This window comes from Ramlibacter henchirensis (genome assembly GCF_004682015.1).
GTDB classification, from domain to species: Bacteria; Pseudomonadota; Gammaproteobacteria; order Burkholderiales; family Burkholderiaceae_C; genus Ramlibacter; species Ramlibacter henchirensis.
On the sequence record NZ_SMLM01000003.1, the window covers coordinates 21515 to 40855 of the forward strand.

Sequence of the window (19341 nt, forward strand, 5' to 3'; positions counted from 1 at the left end):
CGCATGACCAAGGACGAGATCCACCAACGCATCGCGACCATCCTGGAGGAGGCCTTCGAGGTCGACCGCAGCAAGGTCACGCTCGAAGCGAAGCTCTATGACGACCTGGAGATCGACAGCATCGACGCCGTGGACTTGATCGTGCAACTCAAGCCGCTGGTCGGCCGGCGCCTCGAGCCGGACGCATTCAAGTCGGTGCGCACCGTGTCCGACGTCGTCGAGGCCCTGTACGGCCTCGTGAACAACCCGACCACCGCCTGAGTCGCAGGTGCAGGCCGGCGTGAAAGTCGTGCTGACGGCGGCCACGGTCGTCTACCCGCTCGTGGTCTACCTGGGCTTCGGGCGGTGGAATCCCGTCTGGATCGCCTTGCTGCTCGCGGGCCTGATGGTCCTGCGCGCGTGGAGCGGGCGCGATCCGGTGTGGCTGGCCGCGGCCGCCGGCGCGGCACTGCTCGGCGCGGCAGCCGGGCTGGACGGCAGCTACCTGCCGCTGAAGCTGTACCCGTTGATGGTCAGCGCGGTGCTGCTGGCCGTGTTCTCCTTCAGCCTGCTGCGGCCGCCGACCGTGGTCGAGCGGATCGCACGCCTGGGCGAACCCGACCTGCCGCCCGAGGCGGTCGCGTACACACGCAAGGTCACGATCGCCTGGTGCGGCTTCTTCGTCGTGAACGGGGGCATCTCCGCCGCTACGGCGCTCTGGGGCAGCGAGCAGTCCTGGCTGCTCTACAACGGCCTGCTGTCGTACGTGTTCATCGGCCTGTTCTTCGCGGGCGAATGGATGCTGCGCCGGCGCGTGCGTGCGCGCCTCGCGACGGGCTCGGGCCATGGCTGACTGGATCCCGCTCGCTCGCGTGGCCTTGCCAGGGGCTTCCAATCGTCCGGTGGCGCTCCGCGGCGGCGTGGTGCTGGACCACGGGCGCTTCGCGGCCGACGTGGCGCGCTGGCGCGAAGCGTTCTCTCGCGTCGGCGGTGAGAAGGTGGCGCTGCATTTCGCCGACAGTTACGACTTCGGTTGCGCGCTGTTCGGCGCCTGGCACGCCGGCAAGGTCCCGGTGCTTCCGGGCGATGCCCAGCCGGACACGCTCGAGCGCCTGCTGCCGCAGGTGGCCGCATGCGCGGGCGAACTGCCCGGGGCCATCGTCCCGCCCGCGACCGGACGGCCCGGCGACTTGCAGGAGCTCGACCCGCACGCCGCACGCCTCTTGATCTACACCTCCGGTTCCAGCGGCAAGCCCCTTGCGATTCCCAAGCGGCTGGCCCAGCTCGACGCCGAAGTGCGGCACCAGGAAGCCGTGTTCGGCGCACGGCTCGATGCCGAAGGCCCGGTGGTGATCCACGCCACGGTTTCGCACCAGCACATCTACGGGCTCCTCTTCCTCACGATATGGCCGCTGGCGGCGGGGCGCTGCGTCTCCGCCGAGAAGCTGGAGTACCCCGAGCAACTGGCCGCGCGGCTGGCGCAGGGCTCCTGCGTGCTGGTGTCGAGTCCGGCGCACCTGCGCCGCATCCCCGAGTCGCTGGACTGGAGCGGCGCGCGCAGCCACCTGCGCGCCGTGTTCTCCTCCGGCGGTCCGCTGCCGCCCGAGAGCTCGCAGGGTGCCCACGAGCTCTGGGGCCAGTCGCCCATCGAGGTGTACGGCAGCTCCGAAACCGGCGGCGTCGCGTGGCGCCAGCGCGCCTACGACGGGGACGCCTGGACGCCATTGCCCGGCGTGCACTGGCGCCTGGAGGAGGGCACGCTGCACGTGCGCTCCGCGCACCTGGAGAACGATGATTGGTGGGAGACCTCCGACGTCGCAAAGGCATTGCCCGACGGCCGCTTCGTGCTGAAGGGGCGCGTGGACCGGATCGTGAAGGTCGAGGAGAAGCGCGTCTCGCTGCCCGCGATGGAGAAGGCGCTGCAGGCCGGCGGTCTCATCGCCGAGGCGAAGGTGCTGCCCCTGGAGGACCGTGGCGCGACGCGGCTTGCGGTCGTCGCCGTGCCGACGTCCGCCGGCTGGGACGCGCTGCGCACCCAGGGCAAGCGCGAGTTCAACGAGCAACTTCGCAGCGATTTGCTGCGCGGTTTCGAACGCGTGGTGCTGCCCCGGCGCTTCCGCTTCGTGCGCGAACTGCCGGTCAACACCCAGGGCAAGTCCACCGAAGCGCTGCTGAGTGCGCTGTTCCAGCCGGACCTGCCGTCCGTGCAATGGCGCGTGCAAGGGCCGCAAGCGGCTGTCGCGACGCTGGACATCGTTCCACAACTGCGAGTGCTGGACGGCCACTTCCCGGGCGCGCCGGTGCTGCCCGGGGTGGCGCAACTGCACTGGGCCGCGGTGCTCGGTCGGCAGTCCTTTCCTTTGCCCGGGCGCTTCGTGCGCGCCGAGCAGCTCAAGTTCCAGATGCCCATCGTGCCGCCGCTGCAGCTCGATCTCTCGCTCGAGTGGGATGCGCAGCGCCAGTGCATGAATTTCTCTTACACGTCCGCACTCGGCACGCATTCCTGCGGCCGGCTCGTGTTCCGGCCCGACGATGTTTGATCCTGTCGTCGTCATCCCCGTCTTCAACCATCCGGCGACCATCGGCGGCATGGTCGCGCAGGTGCGCGCCCACGGGCTGCGCTGCATCCTCGTCGACGATGGCAGCGATCGGGAGTGCGCCGGGGTCCTCGATGCGCTGGCGCGTCAGGACGACGCAATCGCCCTCGTGCGCCTGCCGCGCAACCGGGGGAAGGGCGCTGCCATGGTCGCGGGCTTTCGCGAGGCGGGACGCCGCGGCCACAGCCACGTGCTGCAGATCGACGCCGACGGGCAGCACGCCTGCGCGGACATCCCGCGCTTCCTCGCGCAAGCCCGTGCGCATCCAAAGGCCGTGATCGCCGGGTGCCCGCTGTACGACGCCAGCGTGCCTCGCGGGCGCCTGCTGGGAAGGTATGCCACGCACGTCTGGGTCTGGATCAACACGCTCTCGTTCGACATCCGCGACTCGATGTGCGGCTTCCGCGTGTACCCGCTCGCAAGCCTGCTGCCGCTGCTCGATGCGGTGAAGATCGGCCGTCGGATGGAGTTCGACAGCGACGTGATCGTTCGTTTGCACTGGCGCGGCGTGCCCGTGGTGAACCAGCCGACGCGCGTCACGTATCCGCAGGACGGCGTTTCGCACTTCCGCATGTGGCGCGACAACGTCCGCATCTCGGCCATGCACGCACGCCTCTTCGCGGGAATGCTGTGCCGCGCGCCGCTGCTGCTCTGGCGAAAGGTGGCTGCGTGAGCATTGCAGCGCGCGGCGTCCACTGGGCCCGCATCGGCGAATCCACTTTCGCCGCTGGCATCTGGTTCCTCTATGGTGTGAACGCCGTCGCCGGGCGCCGGGTACTGCGGCTGCTGCTCTGGCCGGTGGTGCTGTTCTACGCGTGCACCCAGCCACGGGCGCGGCGGGCCTCGCTCGATTACCTGCGGCGGATCGAGGCGGCGCACGGCGTGCTGGGCGAGCCGCCGCGCGCACGCCATTGGCTGCGGCACCTGATGGCCTTCGCGGAAACGCTGGTCGACAAGCTGCTGGCGACTTCGGGCCGCTACCGCTTCGCGCACGTCCGCATCGAGGGGCAGCAACAGGTCGAGCGGCTGCTGGCCGAAGGCCGCGGCGCCGTGCTCGTCACCGCGCACGTCGGCTGCCTCGAGTTGTGTCAGGCCCTCGCGTCGCGCATGCCGGCGCTGCGGCTCACGGTGCTCGTGCACACCCGCCATGCGGAGCGCTTCAATGCCATCCTCCGCCGGCTCAATCCCGAGAGCCGTGTCGAACTGCTGCAGGTCACCGACGTCAATGCGGCCACGGCCGTGGAGCTGGAGAAGATCGTGCGCGCCGGCGGCTTCGTCGCGATTGCAGGCGATCGCGTTCCCGTCGATGGCGGGCGGATCGCGCGGGTGCCGTTCCTGGGAGCACCCGCGGAGTTCCCGGTGGGTGCGTACGTGCTGGCCTCGCTGCTCGCATGCCCGCTGCTGATGCTCGGCTGCGTGCGCGAGGGCGGAGGGCATGTCGTGCGCTTCGAGGCCCTGGCCGAAAGCGTCGAGCTGCCGCGGACGGGCCGGACGCAGGCGCTGGAGCAGTACGCGGCCTCGTTCGCGCAGCGCCTCGAAGCCCTGCTGGTGCGCTCGCCGTACGAGTGGTTCAACTTCTACCCGTTCTGGTCCCGGACATGAGCGCATCCCTCGACCTGAGCCACGAGATCGAGGTGGTCCCCGCCTTCTACGACATCGACCCGATGGAGATCGTCTGGCACGGGCACTACGTCAAGTACCTGGAGCTCGCACGCTCGGCGCTGCTGCGGAAGTTCGATTACGACTATCCCAGGATGCGGGCCTCGGGCTACGCCTGGCCGATCGTCGAGATGCGACTGAAGTACGTGCGGCCCGCGGAGCTGGGACAGCGCCTGATCGTCCGGGCTGAGGTCCTGGAGTGGGAGAACCGGCTGCGCATCGGCTACCGCATCCGCGATGCGGCCACGTCTCGCAAGCTCACCGAGGCCAGCACGATCCAGGTCGCGGTGGACCTCGCCACGCGCGAGATGCTCTACGTCTGCCCGGGCGTTCTCTGGCAGCGCCTGGGGGTGCGGCCGTGATCACGCGCAGGGCGCTCTGCGTCGTGTTGGCTTCAGCTCCGGCCCTTCTGAGGGCCGAGAGCCTGTCGCCGCTGTTGCGCGAAGTGCGCCAGCGGCTCGTGAACGAGCCGGTGGTTCGCGGCGGCTTCGAGCAGCACAAGACGGTCAAGGGATTCCGCAATCCGCTGGTCTCCAGCGGCGACTTCGTCGTGGCGCGCGGGCAGGGCGTCCTCTGGCGCACCCGGCAGCCGTTCGCCTCGACCCTCGTCGTCACCCGGGACCGCGTGCTCGCCCGCCAGGCCGACGGCACGGTCGTGCGGCGCCTGAACGCGAACGAGGAGCCAGCCGTTCGCGCAGTGAGCGAAACCCTGTTCGGCGTGATGGCCGCCGAGTTCTCCGCGCTGGCGCAGCGGTTCCAGATCGATGGCGAGTCCGGTACGGGCGCAGGAGAGTGGCGCCTCGCGCTGCTGCCGCTCCAGCCCTCTCTGGCGCGCTGGGTCCAGCGCGTGGAGCTGCAAGGCGACCGCTTCCTGCGCAGCATCCGGATGCACGAAGCCAGCGGCGACCAGACGCAGATCCGTCTCGCGCGGCACGCGACCGGCTCGGCCATAACGGCGGACGAGGAGGCCCAGTTTGAGTGATCCCGCCGTCCTGCGAGCGCCGCCGGAACTGACCGCAGGGCCTGCGGCGTCGGGCCGGGCCTGGCGTCTGGCGGCATTCGCCTGGCTGTTGTGCGTGCTCCTGATCGCGGCGCACCATTGGCAGTTCTGGCGCGGCGGCCGGCTCGACACCGACGTGCTCGCGTTGTTGCCCCGGGCCGAGCAATCGCCCGAAGTCGCGCGCGCGAGCGACGTGCTCGCGCAAGGCGCCTCCCGGCAGGTGGTGGTGCTGCTCGGCGCGCCCGACTGGGCTTCGGCGAAGCAGGCCGCGCAGCAGTGGCGCACAGCCATGGAGGGCAGCGGCGCGCCCATGCAGTCTTCGGCGAGCGCCGGTGAACGGGCGGTGGATGCGTTGTTCGAGTTCTACGCCCCATCGCGCGACCGCCTCCTCACCCCCGGGCAGCGCAGGCAGCTCGAACAGGATCCCGCGCAAGTCCAACTGGAGCGCGCCCTGGCGCTGCTGCACCAGCCGGGCGCCGGCGCACGTCTGGCGGACTTCGCGTCGGACCCTCTCGGCCTGTGGCCCCAGTGGCTGCAGGCGCGTTCCGCGCAAAGCCGCGCGCGGCCTCGCGACGGCGAACTGTGGGTCAGCGGAGAGGGCGTGGAGTGGGTCGTGCTCCGCTACGAGATCACCGGGCAACCGTTTTCCCTGAGCGGCGAAGCCCGCCTGCAGCCGGCGCTGGACGCGGCGCTGCAGGCCGCCCGGAAGGAAGTGCCGCAGGCGCGCGTGCTCGCCGCCGGGCTGCCCTTGCATGCCGAGTCGGCCGCGGTTCGCGCCAGCCGCGAGGTCAGCACGATCGGTTGGGGTTCGCTGGCGGCCGTCGTGCTGCTGGTCTGGCTCGCGTTCCGCAGCTTCTCGCCGATCGCGCTCACGGCCCTGTCGCTCGTGATCGGCGTGGCGGCCGGTGTCTCGGTCACGGCCTGGATGTTCGGCCAGGTCCATCTGCTGACGCTCGTGTTCGGCGCCAGCCTCGTCGGCGTCGCGGAAGACTACGGCATCCACTATTTCGCGGCCCGGCAGTCGGAGCCTTCGACGCGACCAAGGACGCTGATGCGAAAGCTGCTCCCCGGCCTGGCCCTGGCGCTCGCGACCAGCGTGGTCGCCTACCTGGCCCTCGGACTTGCCCCGTTCCCCGGGCTGCGGCAGATGGCCGTGTTCTCCGCCGCCGGGCTGACCGCCGCGTTTCTTACGGCGATCTGCTGGTTTCCCTGGCTCGATCGCGCGGTGCCGCGCTCGTCGCGCTTCGCCGATTTCGTGCGCGGTTCCCTCGCGCGCTTCCCGCGCTGGCAGGGATCGCGGCGGCAGCACATCGCCACGTGCTTGCTGGCGCTGGCCTGCATCGGGGGAGCGGTGCAGCTGCGCGCCAGCGACGACCTGCGGCACTGGCAAGGCTCGCCGCCGGAACTGCTGCAGGCGCAGTGGAAGGTGGGCCAGCTCCTCGGCACTCCCAGCGTCGCCCAGTTCTACATGGTGCGGGGCGCCACCGCGCAGGAGGTGCTGGAACGCGAGGAAGCGCTGAAGGAGCGGCTCGACGGGATCGTGGAGGCGCGCCTGCTGGCGGGTTACGCGGCGGTTTCCGACTGGCTTCCTTCGCTGCGCAGGCAGGAGCGCGACGCACGGCTCTTGACGCAAGTCGAAACGCAGCTGATCTCGGGCGTCAACCGGCTGCTCGGTGAGCGGCTCGCGCGGCCCCCTTCCGCATCGCGCCCGCTCACGCCGCAAGAGTGGCTCGCGCATCCCGCGTCGGCGGCGGGGCGGCCGCTCTGGCTCGGGGAAGTCGAAGGTGCGTACACCACTGTCGTGATGCTGCACGGGCTGCAGGATCCGGCGCTGCTTCCGCGCCTGCAAAGCCTGACCGACGGGCTCGCCGGAGTGCGCTGGGTGGATCGGTCGGGAGACATCGCGTCCCTGCTCGGGCGCTATCGCTGGGCGATGACGCTGCTGCTGCTGGCCGGTCATGTCCTGGTGTTCGCCGCGTTGTGGTCGCGTTTCCGCGCCGCAGCGTGGCGCGCGTGGCTGCCCACGGTCCTGGCCAGTGTCGCGGCGGTCGCGGTCCAGGGCTGGCTGGGTGTTCCCTTCCAGCTCTCCAACATCCTCGCCTTGCTGCTGCTGCTCGGCATCGGTGTGGACTACGGCATCTTCCTGCTCGAGCACCGCGGCGATGGCGGCGCGTGGCTGGCGGTCGTCCTCGGCGCAGCGAGCACCTGGCTGGCTTTCGGACTGCTGGCCCTTTCGTCGACGCCGGCGCTGCATGCGTTCGGCCTGACGCTGATGATCGGTGTCGCCGTCGTGTGGGCCGTGTCGCCCGTATTCCGTCGCAGCGAGGCCGTGCAATGAGGTTGCTGCCCGCCATTTCCGCAATGCTGCTGGCCGGCTGCGCCGTCGCGCCGCCGCAAAGCGACATCATGCTGCGCCTCGCCCCCGGCTCGCTGGGACGCGAGCTCGCATTGCAGCAGCGCATGACGGTGAGCTCCCATGGCCGCACCGAACAGCTGGACCTCGCCATCGAATCCGACGAGGACTCGGTGCGGCTCGCCGTCATGGATTTCGGCCAGACCGTGATGCGGCTCGAATGGGACGGGCAGGCGCTGAAGGAGAGCCGTGCCACCGGCTGGCCCGCCTTCATCACGCCGGAACGTGTCCTGAGCGACCTGCAGCTGGTGCACTGGCCCCTGGAGTCGATCCGGCCCGGCCTGCCCACGGGCTGGTCGGTGGACGACGAGGCCGGCACGAGGGTGGTGCGCGCGCGCGGGGAGGTGGCGATCCGCATCCGTCATTCCGGCACCGACAACGCCGAACTGGAGCACCTCGCGGCGAAATACCGCGTCCGCCTCGAGCCCTGGCCCAGGAGCGCGCCATGAGCCCCGTGTACCTGCAAGCGCCGGCCTGGCTGAGTGCGCTGGGCCGCGGCACCGACGCACGCGAGGCGATGTTCGGTCTGCGTTCCGCCGGCATGGCCGTGACCGAGCGCTACACGCCGGGCAGGCCGCTTCACCTCGGCTGCGTGACCGAGCCGCTGCCGTCGCTGGAGTCGCAGCCGGTGGCCTTTCGCAGCCGCACGAATGCATTGCTGGCCGCGGTCGTGCCCGACCTGCAGCCGATGCTCGAGACGGCCCTGTCGCAACACGGGCCCGACCGCATTGCGGTGGTCCTGGGCGTCAGCGCGGCCGGGCTGCAGGAAGGCGTCGCCGCCGCACGCCAGTTCCGCGCGCAAGGCTCGTGGCCGGCCGGCTACGACTACGCGCAGCAGGAGATGGGCAACGCGGCGGCCTTCCTGAAGCGCGCGCTCGGGCTGCGTGGCCCGGCGTACACGGTCTCGACCGCTTGCTCCTCCAGTGCCAAGGCGCTCGCATCGGCGGCCCGGCTGCTGCACGCCGGCATCGCCGATGCGGTCGTGGCCGGTGGCGTCGATGCGCTCAGCGGCTTCACGATCGGCGGCTTCAGCGCGCTGGAATCCGTGAGCGCGCAGCGCTGCAACCCGCTCTCCGCCCATCGCAGCGGCATCAACATCGGCGAGGGCGCTGCCCTCTTCGTCGTCAGCCGCGAACCCTCGGCGGTCCGGCTCGCGGGCTGGGGCGAGAGTTCGGATGCGCACCACATGTCCGCGCCCGAGCCCGGCGGCCGCGGCGCGCTTGCCGCGATGGAGCAGGCGCTCGCGAGGGCGGGCATTCCGGCCGGCGCGATCGACTACGTGAACCTGCACGGCACGGCCACGCGGCAGAACGACGCGATGGAAGCCCTCGCGGTCGCACGGTTGCTGGGCCACGAGGTGCCGGTCAGTTCGACCAAGCCGCTGACGGGACATGCGCTCGCCGCGGCCGGCGCCATCGAGGCGGCGATCGCCTGGCACACGCTGGCCGCCAATCCATCCGGGCGCCTGCCGCCGCACCTGTGGGACGGTGTGCGCGATCCGGAGCTGGCGCGGGTGCGTGTGGTCGCAGCCGGTGAATCGCTCGGGCGGTCCCCGCGCCATGTCCTGAGCAACTCCTTTGCCTTCGGCGGCAGCAATGCCTGCCTGGTCTTCTCGGGTGAGTGATATGGAACAACGAGTGGAGAGCTGGATCCCGCACCGCGGTGCGATGTGCCTGCTGGACCGCGTGCTGGAAGTCGGCGCGGAGATGGCCGTCGCCGAGGTCGAGGTTCCTTTCGATGGCCTGTTCGTGAGCGATGGACAGGTCCCCGCGTGGGTCGGCATCGAATACATGGCGCAGACCGTATCGGCCTGGGCCGGCGGACGCGCACGCGGCAGCGGCGAAGCGCCGCGCCCTGGACTGCTGCTGGGCACGCGCCGCTACGAGGTCGACTGCGACGGTTTTCCCAGCGGAGCGCGGCTTCGCATCGAAGCGCGCTGCGAATTGATCGGCGGCAACGGGCTGGGCCAGTTCGACTGCCGCATCGAGATGGACGGCAGGCAGGTCGCGACGGCGAAGCTCACCGTGCTCGATCCACCCAAGGACGCCAACCCGCTGGCGAGGAACGAGGCATGAGCGCGACCACCGTGCTGGTCACCGGCTCCAGCAGCGGCATCGGCGAGGCCATCGCGCTGCGGCTGGCGGCGGCCGGCCATGACATCGTGGTGCATTGCCGCTCGAGCCGCTCGAAGGCCGACGCCGTCGCAGACCGCATCCGGGCGCTCGGGCGTGCAGCCCGCGTGCTGCAATTCGATGTCGCCGATCGCGCCGCGTGCGCCGAGACGCTGGAGGCCGACATCGCCGCCCACGGCGCCTACTACGGCGTGGTCTGCAACGCAGGCATCACTCGCGATGCGGCGTTCCCGGCGATGTCGGGCGACGATTGGGATGCGGTCGTGCACACGAACCTCGACGCCTTCTACAACGTGCTGCATCCGGTCACGATGCCCATGGTCCAGCGGCGCAAGCCGGGCCGCATCGTGACGATCGCCTCGGTGTCGGGCCTGGTGGGCAATCGCGGGCAGGCCAACTACAGCGCCGCGAAGGCCGGGCTGATCGGCGCGACCAAGGCGCTGGCGATCGAGCTGGCCAAGCGCGCCATCACGGTCAACTGCGTCGCGCCCGGCCTGATCGACACGGAGATGCTGCCGGCCGAAGTGCGGGAGCAGGCCATCGAGGTGGTGCCGATGCGGCGCGTGGGCACCGCAGGTGAAGTAGCGGGTGCGGTGGCTTTTCTCATGAGCGACGAGGCGGCGTACATCACGCGCCAGGTGATATCGGTCAACGGGGGAATGGTGTGAAGCGTGTCGTCATCACGGGTGTGGGCGCGTTCAGCCCGCTGGGCCATGACTGGCCCACGGTGCGCGAGAGCTTGCGCGCGATGCGCAATGCGGTGCGCCGCATGGACGAGTGGGACGTGTACGACGGCCTGAACACGCGGCTGGGCGCGCCGGCCAAACCCTTCGAACTGCCGGACCACTACAACCGCAAGGCCACGCGCAGCATGGGCCGCGTCGCCCTGATGGCGACGCGCGCGAGCGAGCTTGCATTGGCCGATGCCGGGCTGCTGGGCGACCCGCTGGTGGCCGGCGGAAAGATGGGCATTTCCTACGGCTCCTCGGTGGGGTCGCCGCCGGCCATCGCGGACTTCGGCCGCATGATCATCGCGAAGGCGACCGAAGGCATCACGGCCAACACGTACATCAAGATGATGTCGCACACGGCCGCCGTCAACATCGGCGTGTTCCTGGGCATCACCGGCCGCATCGTCACCACATCGAGCGCCTGCGCGGCCGGCAGCCAGGGCATCGGCTACGCGTTCGAGGCGATCCAGAGCGGCCGGCAGGTCGCGATGCTCGCGGGCGGCGCCGAGGAACTCGATGCGATCGACGCGGCCGTGTTCGACACGCTGTTCGCCACCAGCGTGAAGAACGACCAGCCGCAACTCACGCCGCGGCCTTTCGACGCCGCCCGCGACGGGCTGGTGCTGGGCGAGGGCGCCTGCACGCTGGTGCTGGAAGAGATGGAGCACGCCAGGGCGCGCGGCGCCCGCATCCTGGCCGAGGTCGCCGGCTATGGCACCAACAGCGACGGCGCGCACGTGACGCAGCCGCAGTCGGCCACCATGGCGGGTGCGATGAGATTGGCGCTCGAAAGCGCGGGGATCCCGGCCGCGGAGATCGGCTACGTGAATGCGCATGGCACCGCGACCGACCACGGGGACATCGCCGAGAGCGTGGCGACGCATGCAGTGCTGGGTGATCGCGTACCCATCAGCTCGCTCAAGAGCTACATGGGGCACACGCTCGGCGCCTGCGGCGCGCTCGAGGCCTGGATGTCCATCGAGATGATGCGGGAGGACTGGTTCGCGCCGAACCTGAACCTGGAAAACGTGGGCCCGGGCTGCGCGGAGCTGGACTACATCCGCGGCGGCCTGCGCAAGCTGCAGACCGAGTGGGTGATGAGCAACAACTTCGCCTTCGGCGGGATCAACACCTCACTGGTGCTTCGGCGCTGGCCGTGATGGCGGGAGCTATCCATCTCGCCTGCGGCCGGGTCGATGCGCTGCTGCGGGAGGCGCGCGAGCCTACGAAGTGGCTGTCCGCCGGGGAGTTGCAGCGCCTCGGGTCCATGCGATCGTCCAGGCGCCGCGGGCAGTTCGTGGCCGCGAGGTGGCAGGCGCGTCGGCTGCTCGCTTCCGTGTTCGGTGGCAGCCCCGCCGACTGGCCGCTGGACGCCGCGCCCGACTCACCGCCGACGTTGCCGGCCCGCAGCGACCTTCATCTGTCCATCAGCCACAGCGCGGATTGGACGGCCTGCGCCGTCAGCTTCGAGGCCGTGGGACTGGACATCGAAACGCCTCGGCCGGATCGCGACATCGAGGGACTCGCGCAGGTCTGCTGCACACCCGGGGAGGTGGCGTTGATGCAGGCCGCCCCGGACGGGGAGGCGTTCTTCTATTCGCTGTGGACCGCCAAGGAAGCCTGGCTCAAGCGCCGCCGCGAGTGGATGGCGCCGAGCCGCTTGCGGCAGCTGGAACTGAGGCCGGGCGGATTCGACGCGAGGACCTGGTCGGCCCCGGGTTGGTCGCTGGCCCTGTGCGGCTCGGGCAAAGTCCGCTGGTCGAGCGATGAACCGACGTCAAGGCGCTGCTGGGAAATGCGCGACGAGGCAGCGTCGCCGGCTTGAGGCGAGCCGCGGATCAGGCGGCCGGCTTGATCGCCACCAGGTTCAGCAGCGTTTCTTCCCGTTGCGCACGGGGCCGGATGCCGAACCACCGCTCCAGGATGCCGAGGTCGGACCGGCTCCACCACAGGTACGGATAGGAGATCGAGCTTTCCGGCACCCTGAAGCCGGCCCTGCGCAGCATGTCGATGTACTCCGGTGCGCTGCGCTGCACGTCCATCGGATGCCGGAACAGCGCTCGGATGATCCAGGAATGGATGTAGCGGCGCGTGGACTCCGCGAACAGCAGGATGCCGCCCGGCTTGAGCACCCGGAAGAACTCCGCGAGGGCCGCCTCCTGCTCGACGAGGTGGTGGAAGGTCTGGTGGCAGAACAGCAGGTCGGCCGACGAATCCTGCAGCGGCATCAGCGTGCTGGAAGCTTCCAGCAACCTCACCGGAACGCCTGCGCGCGCGGCCTCGTCGCGCGCGGCTGCGAGCATCTCCGGATCGATGTCGACGCCCACCAGGTCACGAGGCGAAAACCGCTGCGCGAGCTTGGGCAGCGAATAGCCGGAGCCGCAGCCCACGTCGACCACGACGGGGTAAGCCGGTTGCCGGTCCGGGATCAGGCGGACCAGGTCGGCGACGGCGCGCTCGAGCACATGGACCCGCCAGGTTTCGGTCTTCAGGAACCACTTGCCGAATGCGGTTTCGGGAACGTGGAGCGCCGTGGAGTGATGCATCTTCCAGGCCGCCGGGAGGGCCGGCGGGTACTTCCTTTGCGAAGGGTTCAGGCGGCCTTCGCCAGTTCCGTCCGGATGGCCTGGATGAACTCGTTCACCCACTGGTTGTAGAAGGGATGGATCACGCCGGCGCCGGTGGATGCCGGGGGCGTACTTCATGTTGATGCTGTCCTTGTACGCCACCGAGAACTGCGACGCGGTGTAGCGGATGTCGGTGACCACGGTGTGCGTGCGCACCTGGTAGGTGGCCACCAGGTGGCCGGGGACCTGTTCGGCGATGACCCATTTGCGACCGGTGGCGGATGCGGCCGCGACGATGGCCTTCTTCACGTCGTCGGCCGTCGCGCTGCGGCCCGAGGGCGCCTGGACCAGGACGTTTTCGTGGTTGACGATCGGCACCGGGGCGCGTTGCGCGCCGGCTTGGGCGGCGGCGAAGGCGAGCACCGCGGCGAGGAGCAGGTGGGATGGCTTCATGTTTTCCTCCAGTGCTTGTTTCGTACTAAAAATTGAACCGGAGGCTCCAGCGCCGGCCGAACTGCCCGGCAGTGTAGCAATGGATGAGCTGGCGCAAGGGGTTGGCGGATTACCGCCCGCAGGCGGCGTCCCGCCTGGCCGGGCCGCCGTTCTGAGGAACGAGCGGAAAAGCAAAGCCGCCCCGAGGGGCGGCTTTTTCTTGCGCGTCGCGCGGCGGGATCAGGCCTTGCGCGTTCCGTTCGGCAGCGCCAGCGGCGCTTGCTTGAGCGGCTGGCTCACCGCCACGGTTCCACTCACCCCCTGGCTGCTTGCGCGCCCGGCGATGCTGGGCGGAAGCTGCAGGCCGTAGGAGGCGGCCGTGACCGCGAGGATCACCGGCACACGCTGGAGCATGGAGCTGGTTTTACGTTCTTGCATTCGCACTCCTCTAATGCTGCGAAGCCTGCGAGTATCACCCGCCCTCGTGTCGGTCTCGTGACGAATTGCTGCGTTGGACAGCAGCTCGCGACCGATGCCCACGCCGATGTCGGAGGGGTCCGACAGGGCGCGCTCACGCGGGCTTGAGACGCGCGTTTCCCTGCTTCCATGCAGCGAGCTGCCGCACCAGCACCGGCACCACCATGACCGCGCCGACGATCGTCACGACGAGGCCCGGCGCGATCAGCAGCAGGGCCGCGGCGGCGCACAGCAGCTGTTCCCAGCGCTTCATCTCGACGAGGAAGAACTTGCTCAGGGCCGCCGCCAGCACGGTGATTCCCAGCACGCAGCCGATGAAGGTGACGCTGAAGTCGTACCAGGTGAAGCCCTTGGCCACGAGCAGCAGCGAGGGCGAGAACACGAACACGAACGGCACCAGCACCTTGGCCAGCCCGAGACGGAACGCCATGTTGCCGGTTCGGAACGGGTCGCCGCCCGCCATGCCCGCGGCGGCGTAGGCCGCCAGGGCCACGGGTGGCGTGATGTCCGCGAGCACGCCGTAATAGAAGACGAAGAAGTGCGCGACCAGCGGTTCGACACCCAGCTGCACCAGCGTGGGCGCTGCCACCGTGACCATGATGATGTAGTTGGCGGTCGTCGGGATGCCGCAGCCCATGAGGATGCAGACCACGCCGGTCATCACCAGCGCCGCGAAGAGCGTCAGCGCGCGCGTGTCCGCCAGGAGCGCGGGCACCACGGCCGAGAGGCCGCCGGCGATCGTCGTCGCCCAGCTCGTGATGATGTAGCTGATCTTGAATCCCACGCCGGTGAGCGTGACCACGCCGATGACGATGCCGACCGTCGCCGCCGCCGCGCCCACCGCGAGCGCGTACTTGGCGCCGGTCTCGAAGGCTTCCATCAGCACGCCGTGGCGGATGCGGCCCGTGACGCCGGCCAGCTTCCAGGCCGCGAGGGCGAGCAAGGTACCGAAAGTGAAGATGCCCAGCCGGATCTCTTCGCTGCGCGCGCCGTAGTCGCCGAAGGCGATGGCGGCGAGCAGCGCGTGCAGCACGACCAGCATCAACCAGTTCTTCACCGCGTTGCCGCTCACCTGCGTGGTGAGGCCCACGATGGCGCAGGACGTGATGCCCGTGAAAGCTGCGAGGTACGGCGTGCGGCCGGACACCAGGATCCAGATCAGCAGCACCAGCGGGATCAGCGTGGGCCAGCGCTGGCGCAGTGACTCGCGCAGCCTGGGCATCTCCTCTTCGGTCAGTCCGCGCAGGCCATGGCGTTTGGCCTCGAAGTGCACCTGCATGAACACGCCGAAGAAATGCATGAAGGCCGGCACCACGGCGGCCGCGATGATCGTCTGGTAGGAGACGTCCAGGAACTCGATCATCAGGAAGGCCGCCGCGCCCAGCACCGGCGGCGTGATCTGGCCGCCGGTCGAGGAAGCCGCTTCCACCGCGCCGGCGAACTCGCGCTTGTAGCCGACCCGGATCATCGCGGGGATGGTGAGCGAGCCGACCGTGACCGCGTTGGCGACCGAGGAGCCGGACAGCATGCCGAACATCGCCGAGCCGAACACGCTCACCTTGGCGGGACCGCCGGCGTAGCGGCCCGCCACCGTGGATGCGATGTCCAGGAACAGCTGCCCCAGCCCGATGCGCGTGGCCATCACGCCGAACAGGACGAAGTGGAAGACGTAGGTCGCCACCACCCCGATCGCCACGCCGTAGATGCCCTGGCTGGTGAGGTACTGGTGGTTGATCATCTGGCTCCACGTCGCGCCCGCGTGTTTGAGCAGCCCCGGGAACCAGGGTCCGGCGAGCGAGTAGGCCGTGAAGAAGATGGCGATCAGCGGCAGCGGCCAGCCCATGGAACGGCGCGTCGCTTCCAGCAGCGTGATGAACAGGATCGAGCCGAACACCACGTCGACGAGGCTCGGGTTGCCGACGCGGAAGGCAAGGTCGTCGAAGACCCAGGGGATGTAGAGCACGCTGGCGACGCAGGCCAGCCCGAGCAGCCAGTCCGCCAGTGGCACGCTGCCGGGCGAGAGCCACGAGGACTTGGCTTCCCGGTCGTGCGAACGCTTGCCGGCCGCGAACACCAGGAAGATCAGGCCGAGCACGAAGGCCATGTGCACGCCGCGGTGGGTGGTCTCGCGCAGCAGGCCGAATCCGGCGGTGTAGAAGTGGAAGCAGGACAGCGCGATCAGCAGCCACTTCACGATCACCGAAGCCGGCGGAACCGTCGGCCGGAAGCGCATCTCCGGGTCGAACTTCTCCTCCAGCTCCTGCAGCTTGCTTTCGTCCAGCGTCGTTGCAACCGTCATGTGAACCGCCCCTCTCGCGGTGAACGTCCAATAAAAAAGGGAGGGCGCGCCCTCCCTCGTGGGAAGCCCGCGCTGCTTACTTCAGCAGGCCCGCTTCCTTGTAGAACTTCTCGGCGCCCGGATGGAACGGGATGCCGACGCCCTGGACCGCATTTTCCTTGGTGATGAACTTGCCCTTGGCGTGGCCGGCCTGCAGCGCCTTCTGCGTGGTCTCGGAGAACAGCGCCTTGGTGATCTGGTAGACCGTCTCGGTGTCGACCTTGGCGCTGGTCACCCACTGGGCGCCCACGGCCAGGGTCTGCACGGCGGGCACGTCCTTGTAGGTGCCGGCCGCGATGTTGTCGACGGAGAAGTACGGGTTCGTCTTGCGCAGCCCCTCGGCCTGCGTGCCGGTGAGCGGCACCAGCTCGATGCCCGTGCCGCCCGAGGCCAGCTCGGCGATGGCGCCGGCGGGCGCTCCGCCGACGAAGAAGAAGGCGTCCAGCGCGCCGTCCTTCAGCTTGTCGCCCGCCTGGTTGGGCTTGATGTATTCCGGCTTGATGTCCGATTCCTTGACGCCGTATGCGGCCAGCACCATGCGGGCGTTGATCAGCGTGCCGGAACCCGGCTCGTCGAGCGCCACGCGCTTGCCCTTGAGGTCGGCCACGGTCTTGATGCCCGAGCCCTTCTTGGTGACCAGGTGGATGCTCTCGGGGTACAGGTTGGCGATCATGCGCAGGTCGGCGATCTTGGGCTTGCCCTCGAAGGCGCCGGTGCCGGTATAGGCCCAGGTGGCCACGTCCGACTGCGAGAAGCCCGACTCCATCGCGCCGCCGGCGATCGCGTTCACGTTGGCCAGCGAGCCGTTGGTGGCCTGGGCGGTCACCACGATCTTGCCGGGCTGGCTCACGTTGTTGGCGATCATGCCGCCCACCGGGTAGTACGTGCCCGCGGTGCCGCCGGTGCCGATGCGGAAGAACTGCTGCGCCTGCGCAGTGCCGGCGAAGGCGAGGGTGGCCGCGACAACGGCGGCCCAGTGCTTGAGGTTCATGGATGGAGCTCCTGTGGGAAGGCGGCAGTAGAGCATGCAGGCAGGAACCGGGGAATAGTGAAAGCCCGAGCACTCGACACGAGCACCGGCGGAAATGGGGCGCCGGTGCGTGCCCTCACCCCAACCCTCTCCCGGAGGGAGAGGGAGCAACACGCTAGCCGTCGTCGTCGATCGACGCGCTCCAGCGGTCGCCCCAGCCCTTTTGCGCCTCGTCCAGCTCGCGCCTTCCGCGCTTGGTGGGCCGGCCATGCTCGATCGACAGGGCCGGTTCGCGCGCGAAGCGCCGCTGCTGCGCCGCCTCCTCGCGCGCCTTCAGGCTCTCGGGCGTTTCCTCATAGAGCTGCTGCGCGACCGGCGCCGGGCCGCGCAGGTTGGAGAGCCCCTTGACCACCACCGTGCGCGTCACCGACTCGCGCCGCACCGAAACCGTGTCGCCCACCTTCACCTCTCGTGCGGCCTTGGCTTCCTGGCCGTTGATCTCGACGCGGCCCTTGCCGATCTCTTCCGCCGCCAGCGTGCGCGTCTTGTAGAAGCGCGCGCTCCACAGCCACTTGTCAATGCGCAGTCGTTCCATCTGCCTCCATTGTGGCCAGCGGCCCCACCATTGTCTCCAGCGGCAGCCGCACCGTGGCGTCCAGTCCCTGGGTTTGCCCCTGCATCAGCCGGTTCTCCAGTTCGATCGAACCGTCGAGCGCACGCACGATCTCCGCACAGATGACCAGCCCGAGGCCGCTGCCGCTGCGCAGGTCGCCGGCCGCGAACGGCTGGAACAGGCGCGAGCGCAGCTCGTCCGCGATTCCCGGGCCGCTGTCGGAGAACGTGAGCGCGAGCGAGCGCGCATCCGTCACGAGCCGCACCGCAAGCGGCCCGCCTGCGCGGCTGTGACGGATCGCGTTGTGCAGCAGGTTGCGGGTGAGCTCGCGCAGCATCCACTCGTGCGAGCGCACCGGCGCCGGCACGGTGTCGAGGCCGAAGTCGAGATCGCGCTCGGCCACCAGCGGCGACAGTTCCAGCGCGACGGACCGAACCACCTCGGCAAGGTCCGTGACCGGTGCATCGGCCTGTTGCCTCAACTGCTCCACTTTCGCGAGCGACAGCATCTGGTTGGCCAGCAGCGTCGCGCGCTGGACCGTGCCGCCGACTTCCTGCAGCGCCTGGCGAGGTTCGACATCGCCGCGCAGCGCCGACTGCACCTGCGTCTTGAGCACGGCCAGCGGCGTGCGCAGCTGATGCGCCGCGTCGCGCACGAAGCGCTTCTGGTTCTCGAGCAGCTGGGCCAGGCGCGCCATGACGTCGTTGGTGGCGTCCACCAGCGGCAGCAGTTCGCGCGGAGCGTCTCCGGCCGCGATCGGTGTCAGGTCGCCTTCCGGCCGCGCCTGCAGCACCGCCGAGAGCCGCCGCACGGGACGAGTCGCGCGCTGGACCACGACCAGCACCACGAGCGCGATCACCGCCACCAGCAGCGCCTGGCGCCAAAGCGTGTCCACCAGGATCTGCCGCGCGAGCGTGCGCCGCAGCTCCAGTGTCTCGGCCACCTGCACGACGGCCATGCCGCGGCCGCGTGAACTGGCGACGGGCTGCAGCAGCACGGCGACGCGCACGTCGTTTTCCCGGAAGCGTTCGTCGTAGAAGTCGACGAGGGCGGCATACGGCGGCTTGGCCGGCAGTTCGCCGCGCCAGAAGGGCAGGTCGTCGAAGCCCGAGACCAGGACTCCTTGCAGGTCCGAGACGCGGTAGAAGAGCCGACTGCGAGTGTCCGCCTCGAAGGCTTCAAGCGCCGAGTACGGCACCGTGGCGCGCAACCGGGCCTGGCCGTCGTAGCCCTCGACGTCGAGCTGCTCGCCGATCACCTTGGCCGAAGCCAGCAGCGTGCGGTCGTAGGCCGTGTTCACCGCCTCGAGCGCCTGCCGGTACAGGCTGACGCCATTGGCGGCGATCAGCAGCAGCACTGGAAGCAGGATGCCCAGCAGCAGGAAGCGGCGCAGGGACATCTGCCTCATCCGCAGCACCCCGGGGACGCGCATC

20 protein-coding genes are annotated in these 19341 nt (G+C 69.7%); 14 read left to right on the plus strand and 6 right to left on the minus strand.

Annotated features, from left to right (window positions below; all coding sequences use genetic code 11):
• Positions 1–3: 3 nt before the first annotated feature.
• The 14 genes from EZ313_RS18170 to EZ313_RS18235 are packed head-to-tail and all read left to right on the plus strand — an operon-like array spanning position 4 to position 12336.
• Positions 4–261: an acyl carrier protein gene (locus EZ313_RS18170; RefSeq protein ID WP_135264734.1), complete on the plus strand. Its 258-nt coding sequence runs from the start codon at positions 4–6 to the stop codon at positions 259–261.
• A gap of 19 nt (positions 262–280) precedes the next feature.
• On the plus strand, positions 281–832 hold the full coding sequence (locus EZ313_RS18175; RefSeq protein ID WP_205960441.1) for a COG4648 family protein: 552 nt from the start codon (positions 281–283) through the stop codon (positions 830–832).
• A complete protein-coding gene (locus tag EZ313_RS18180; protein ID WP_135264736.1) occupies positions 825–2519 on the plus strand; it encodes an ApeI family dehydratase in 1695 nt (564 codons plus the stop codon). The genes EZ313_RS18175 and EZ313_RS18180 overlap by 8 nt, the downstream gene beginning before the upstream one ends.
• The gene (locus tag EZ313_RS18185) at positions 2512–3249 is read left to right on the plus strand and encodes a glycosyltransferase family 2 protein (protein WP_135264737.1); all 738 of its coding nucleotides are present in this window, start codon (positions 2512–2514) and stop codon (positions 3247–3249) included. The genes EZ313_RS18180 and EZ313_RS18185 overlap by 8 nt, the downstream gene beginning before the upstream one ends.
• Complete coding sequence (locus tag EZ313_RS18190; protein WP_135264738.1) at positions 3246–4178, plus strand: LpxL/LpxP family acyltransferase; 933 nt, start codon at positions 3246–3248, stop codon at positions 4176–4178. The genes EZ313_RS18185 and EZ313_RS18190 overlap by 4 nt, the downstream gene beginning before the upstream one ends.
• Entirely contained in the window at positions 4175–4597 is a 423-nt protein-coding gene (locus EZ313_RS18195) for an acyl-CoA thioesterase (protein WP_135264739.1), read from the plus strand. Before EZ313_RS18190 ends, EZ313_RS18195 begins: the two co-directional genes overlap by 4 nt.
• Positions 4594–5217, plus strand: a complete 624-nt coding sequence (locus tag EZ313_RS18200; protein ID WP_167772655.1) for a LolA family protein — start codon at positions 4594–4596, stop codon at positions 5215–5217. The genes EZ313_RS18195 and EZ313_RS18200 overlap by 4 nt, the downstream gene beginning before the upstream one ends.
• Entirely contained in the window at positions 5210–7573 is a 2364-nt protein-coding gene (locus tag EZ313_RS18205; RefSeq protein WP_240788707.1) for an MMPL family transporter, read from the plus strand. The genes EZ313_RS18200 and EZ313_RS18205 overlap by 8 nt, the downstream gene beginning before the upstream one ends.
• The gene (locus EZ313_RS18210) at positions 7570–8097 is read left to right on the plus strand and encodes a DUF3261 domain-containing protein (RefSeq protein ID WP_135264741.1); all 528 of its coding nucleotides are present in this window, start codon (positions 7570–7572) and stop codon (positions 8095–8097) included. Before EZ313_RS18205 ends, EZ313_RS18210 begins: the two co-directional genes overlap by 4 nt.
• A complete protein-coding gene (locus EZ313_RS18215) occupies positions 8094–9272 on the plus strand; it encodes a beta-ketoacyl-ACP synthase (RefSeq protein WP_135264742.1) in 1179 nt (392 codons plus the stop codon). The genes EZ313_RS18210 and EZ313_RS18215 overlap by 4 nt, the downstream gene beginning before the upstream one ends.
• Position 9273: 1 nt before the next feature.
• Positions 9274–9723 (plus strand): hotdog family protein, encoded by a 450-nt coding sequence (locus tag EZ313_RS18220; protein ID WP_135264743.1) that lies wholly within the window; start codon positions 9274–9276, stop codon positions 9721–9723.
• On the plus strand, positions 9720–10448 hold the full coding sequence (locus EZ313_RS18225) for a 3-ketoacyl-ACP reductase FabG2 (protein WP_135264744.1): 729 nt from the start codon (positions 9720–9722) through the stop codon (positions 10446–10448). Before EZ313_RS18220 ends, EZ313_RS18225 begins: the two co-directional genes overlap by 4 nt.
• Positions 10445–11671: a beta-ketoacyl-ACP synthase gene (locus EZ313_RS18230; RefSeq protein ID WP_135264745.1), complete on the plus strand. Its 1227-nt coding sequence runs from the start codon at positions 10445–10447 to the stop codon at positions 11669–11671. Before EZ313_RS18225 ends, EZ313_RS18230 begins: the two co-directional genes overlap by 4 nt.
• Entirely contained in the window at positions 11671–12336 is a 666-nt protein-coding gene (locus tag EZ313_RS18235; protein WP_135264746.1) for a 4'-phosphopantetheinyl transferase family protein, read from the plus strand. The genes EZ313_RS18230 and EZ313_RS18235 overlap by 1 nt, the downstream gene beginning before the upstream one ends.
• A 13-nt stretch (positions 12337–12349) precedes the next feature.
• On the opposite strand, the gene EZ313_RS18240 is transcribed toward EZ313_RS18235, so the two are convergent.
• The 6 genes from EZ313_RS18240 to EZ313_RS18265 form a co-directional block, all read right to left on the minus strand.
• Entirely contained in the window at positions 12350–13057 is a 708-nt protein-coding gene (locus tag EZ313_RS18240) for a class I SAM-dependent methyltransferase (RefSeq protein ID WP_135265322.1), read from the minus strand.
• A gap of 693 nt (positions 13058–13750) precedes the next feature.
• Positions 13751–13948 carry a hypothetical protein gene (locus tag EZ313_RS18245; RefSeq protein WP_135264747.1) on the minus strand — a complete coding sequence of 66 codons (198 nt, stop codon included), beginning with the start codon at positions 13946–13948 and terminating at the stop codon, positions 13751–13753.
• Between the two features lie 133 nt (positions 13949–14081).
• On the minus strand, positions 14082–16286 hold the full coding sequence (locus EZ313_RS18250) for a TRAP transporter permease (RefSeq protein WP_135264748.1): 2205 nt from the start codon (positions 16284–16286) through the stop codon (positions 14082–14084).
• A gap of 76 nt (positions 16287–16362) precedes the next feature.
• Complete coding sequence (locus EZ313_RS18255; protein WP_135264749.1) at positions 16363–17316, minus strand: TAXI family TRAP transporter solute-binding subunit; 954 nt, start codon at positions 17314–17316, stop codon at positions 16363–16365.
• A gap of 154 nt (positions 17317–17470) precedes the next feature.
• Positions 17471–17890 carry an RNA-binding S4 domain-containing protein gene (locus EZ313_RS18260; RefSeq protein WP_135264750.1) on the minus strand — a complete coding sequence of 140 codons (420 nt, stop codon included), beginning with the start codon at positions 17888–17890 and terminating at the stop codon, positions 17471–17473.
• Entirely contained in the window at positions 17871–19307 is a 1437-nt protein-coding gene (locus EZ313_RS18265) for a sensor histidine kinase (protein ID WP_135264751.1), read from the minus strand. The genes EZ313_RS18260 and EZ313_RS18265 overlap by 20 nt, the downstream gene beginning before the upstream one ends.
• Positions 19308–19341: the final 34 nt, after the last annotated feature.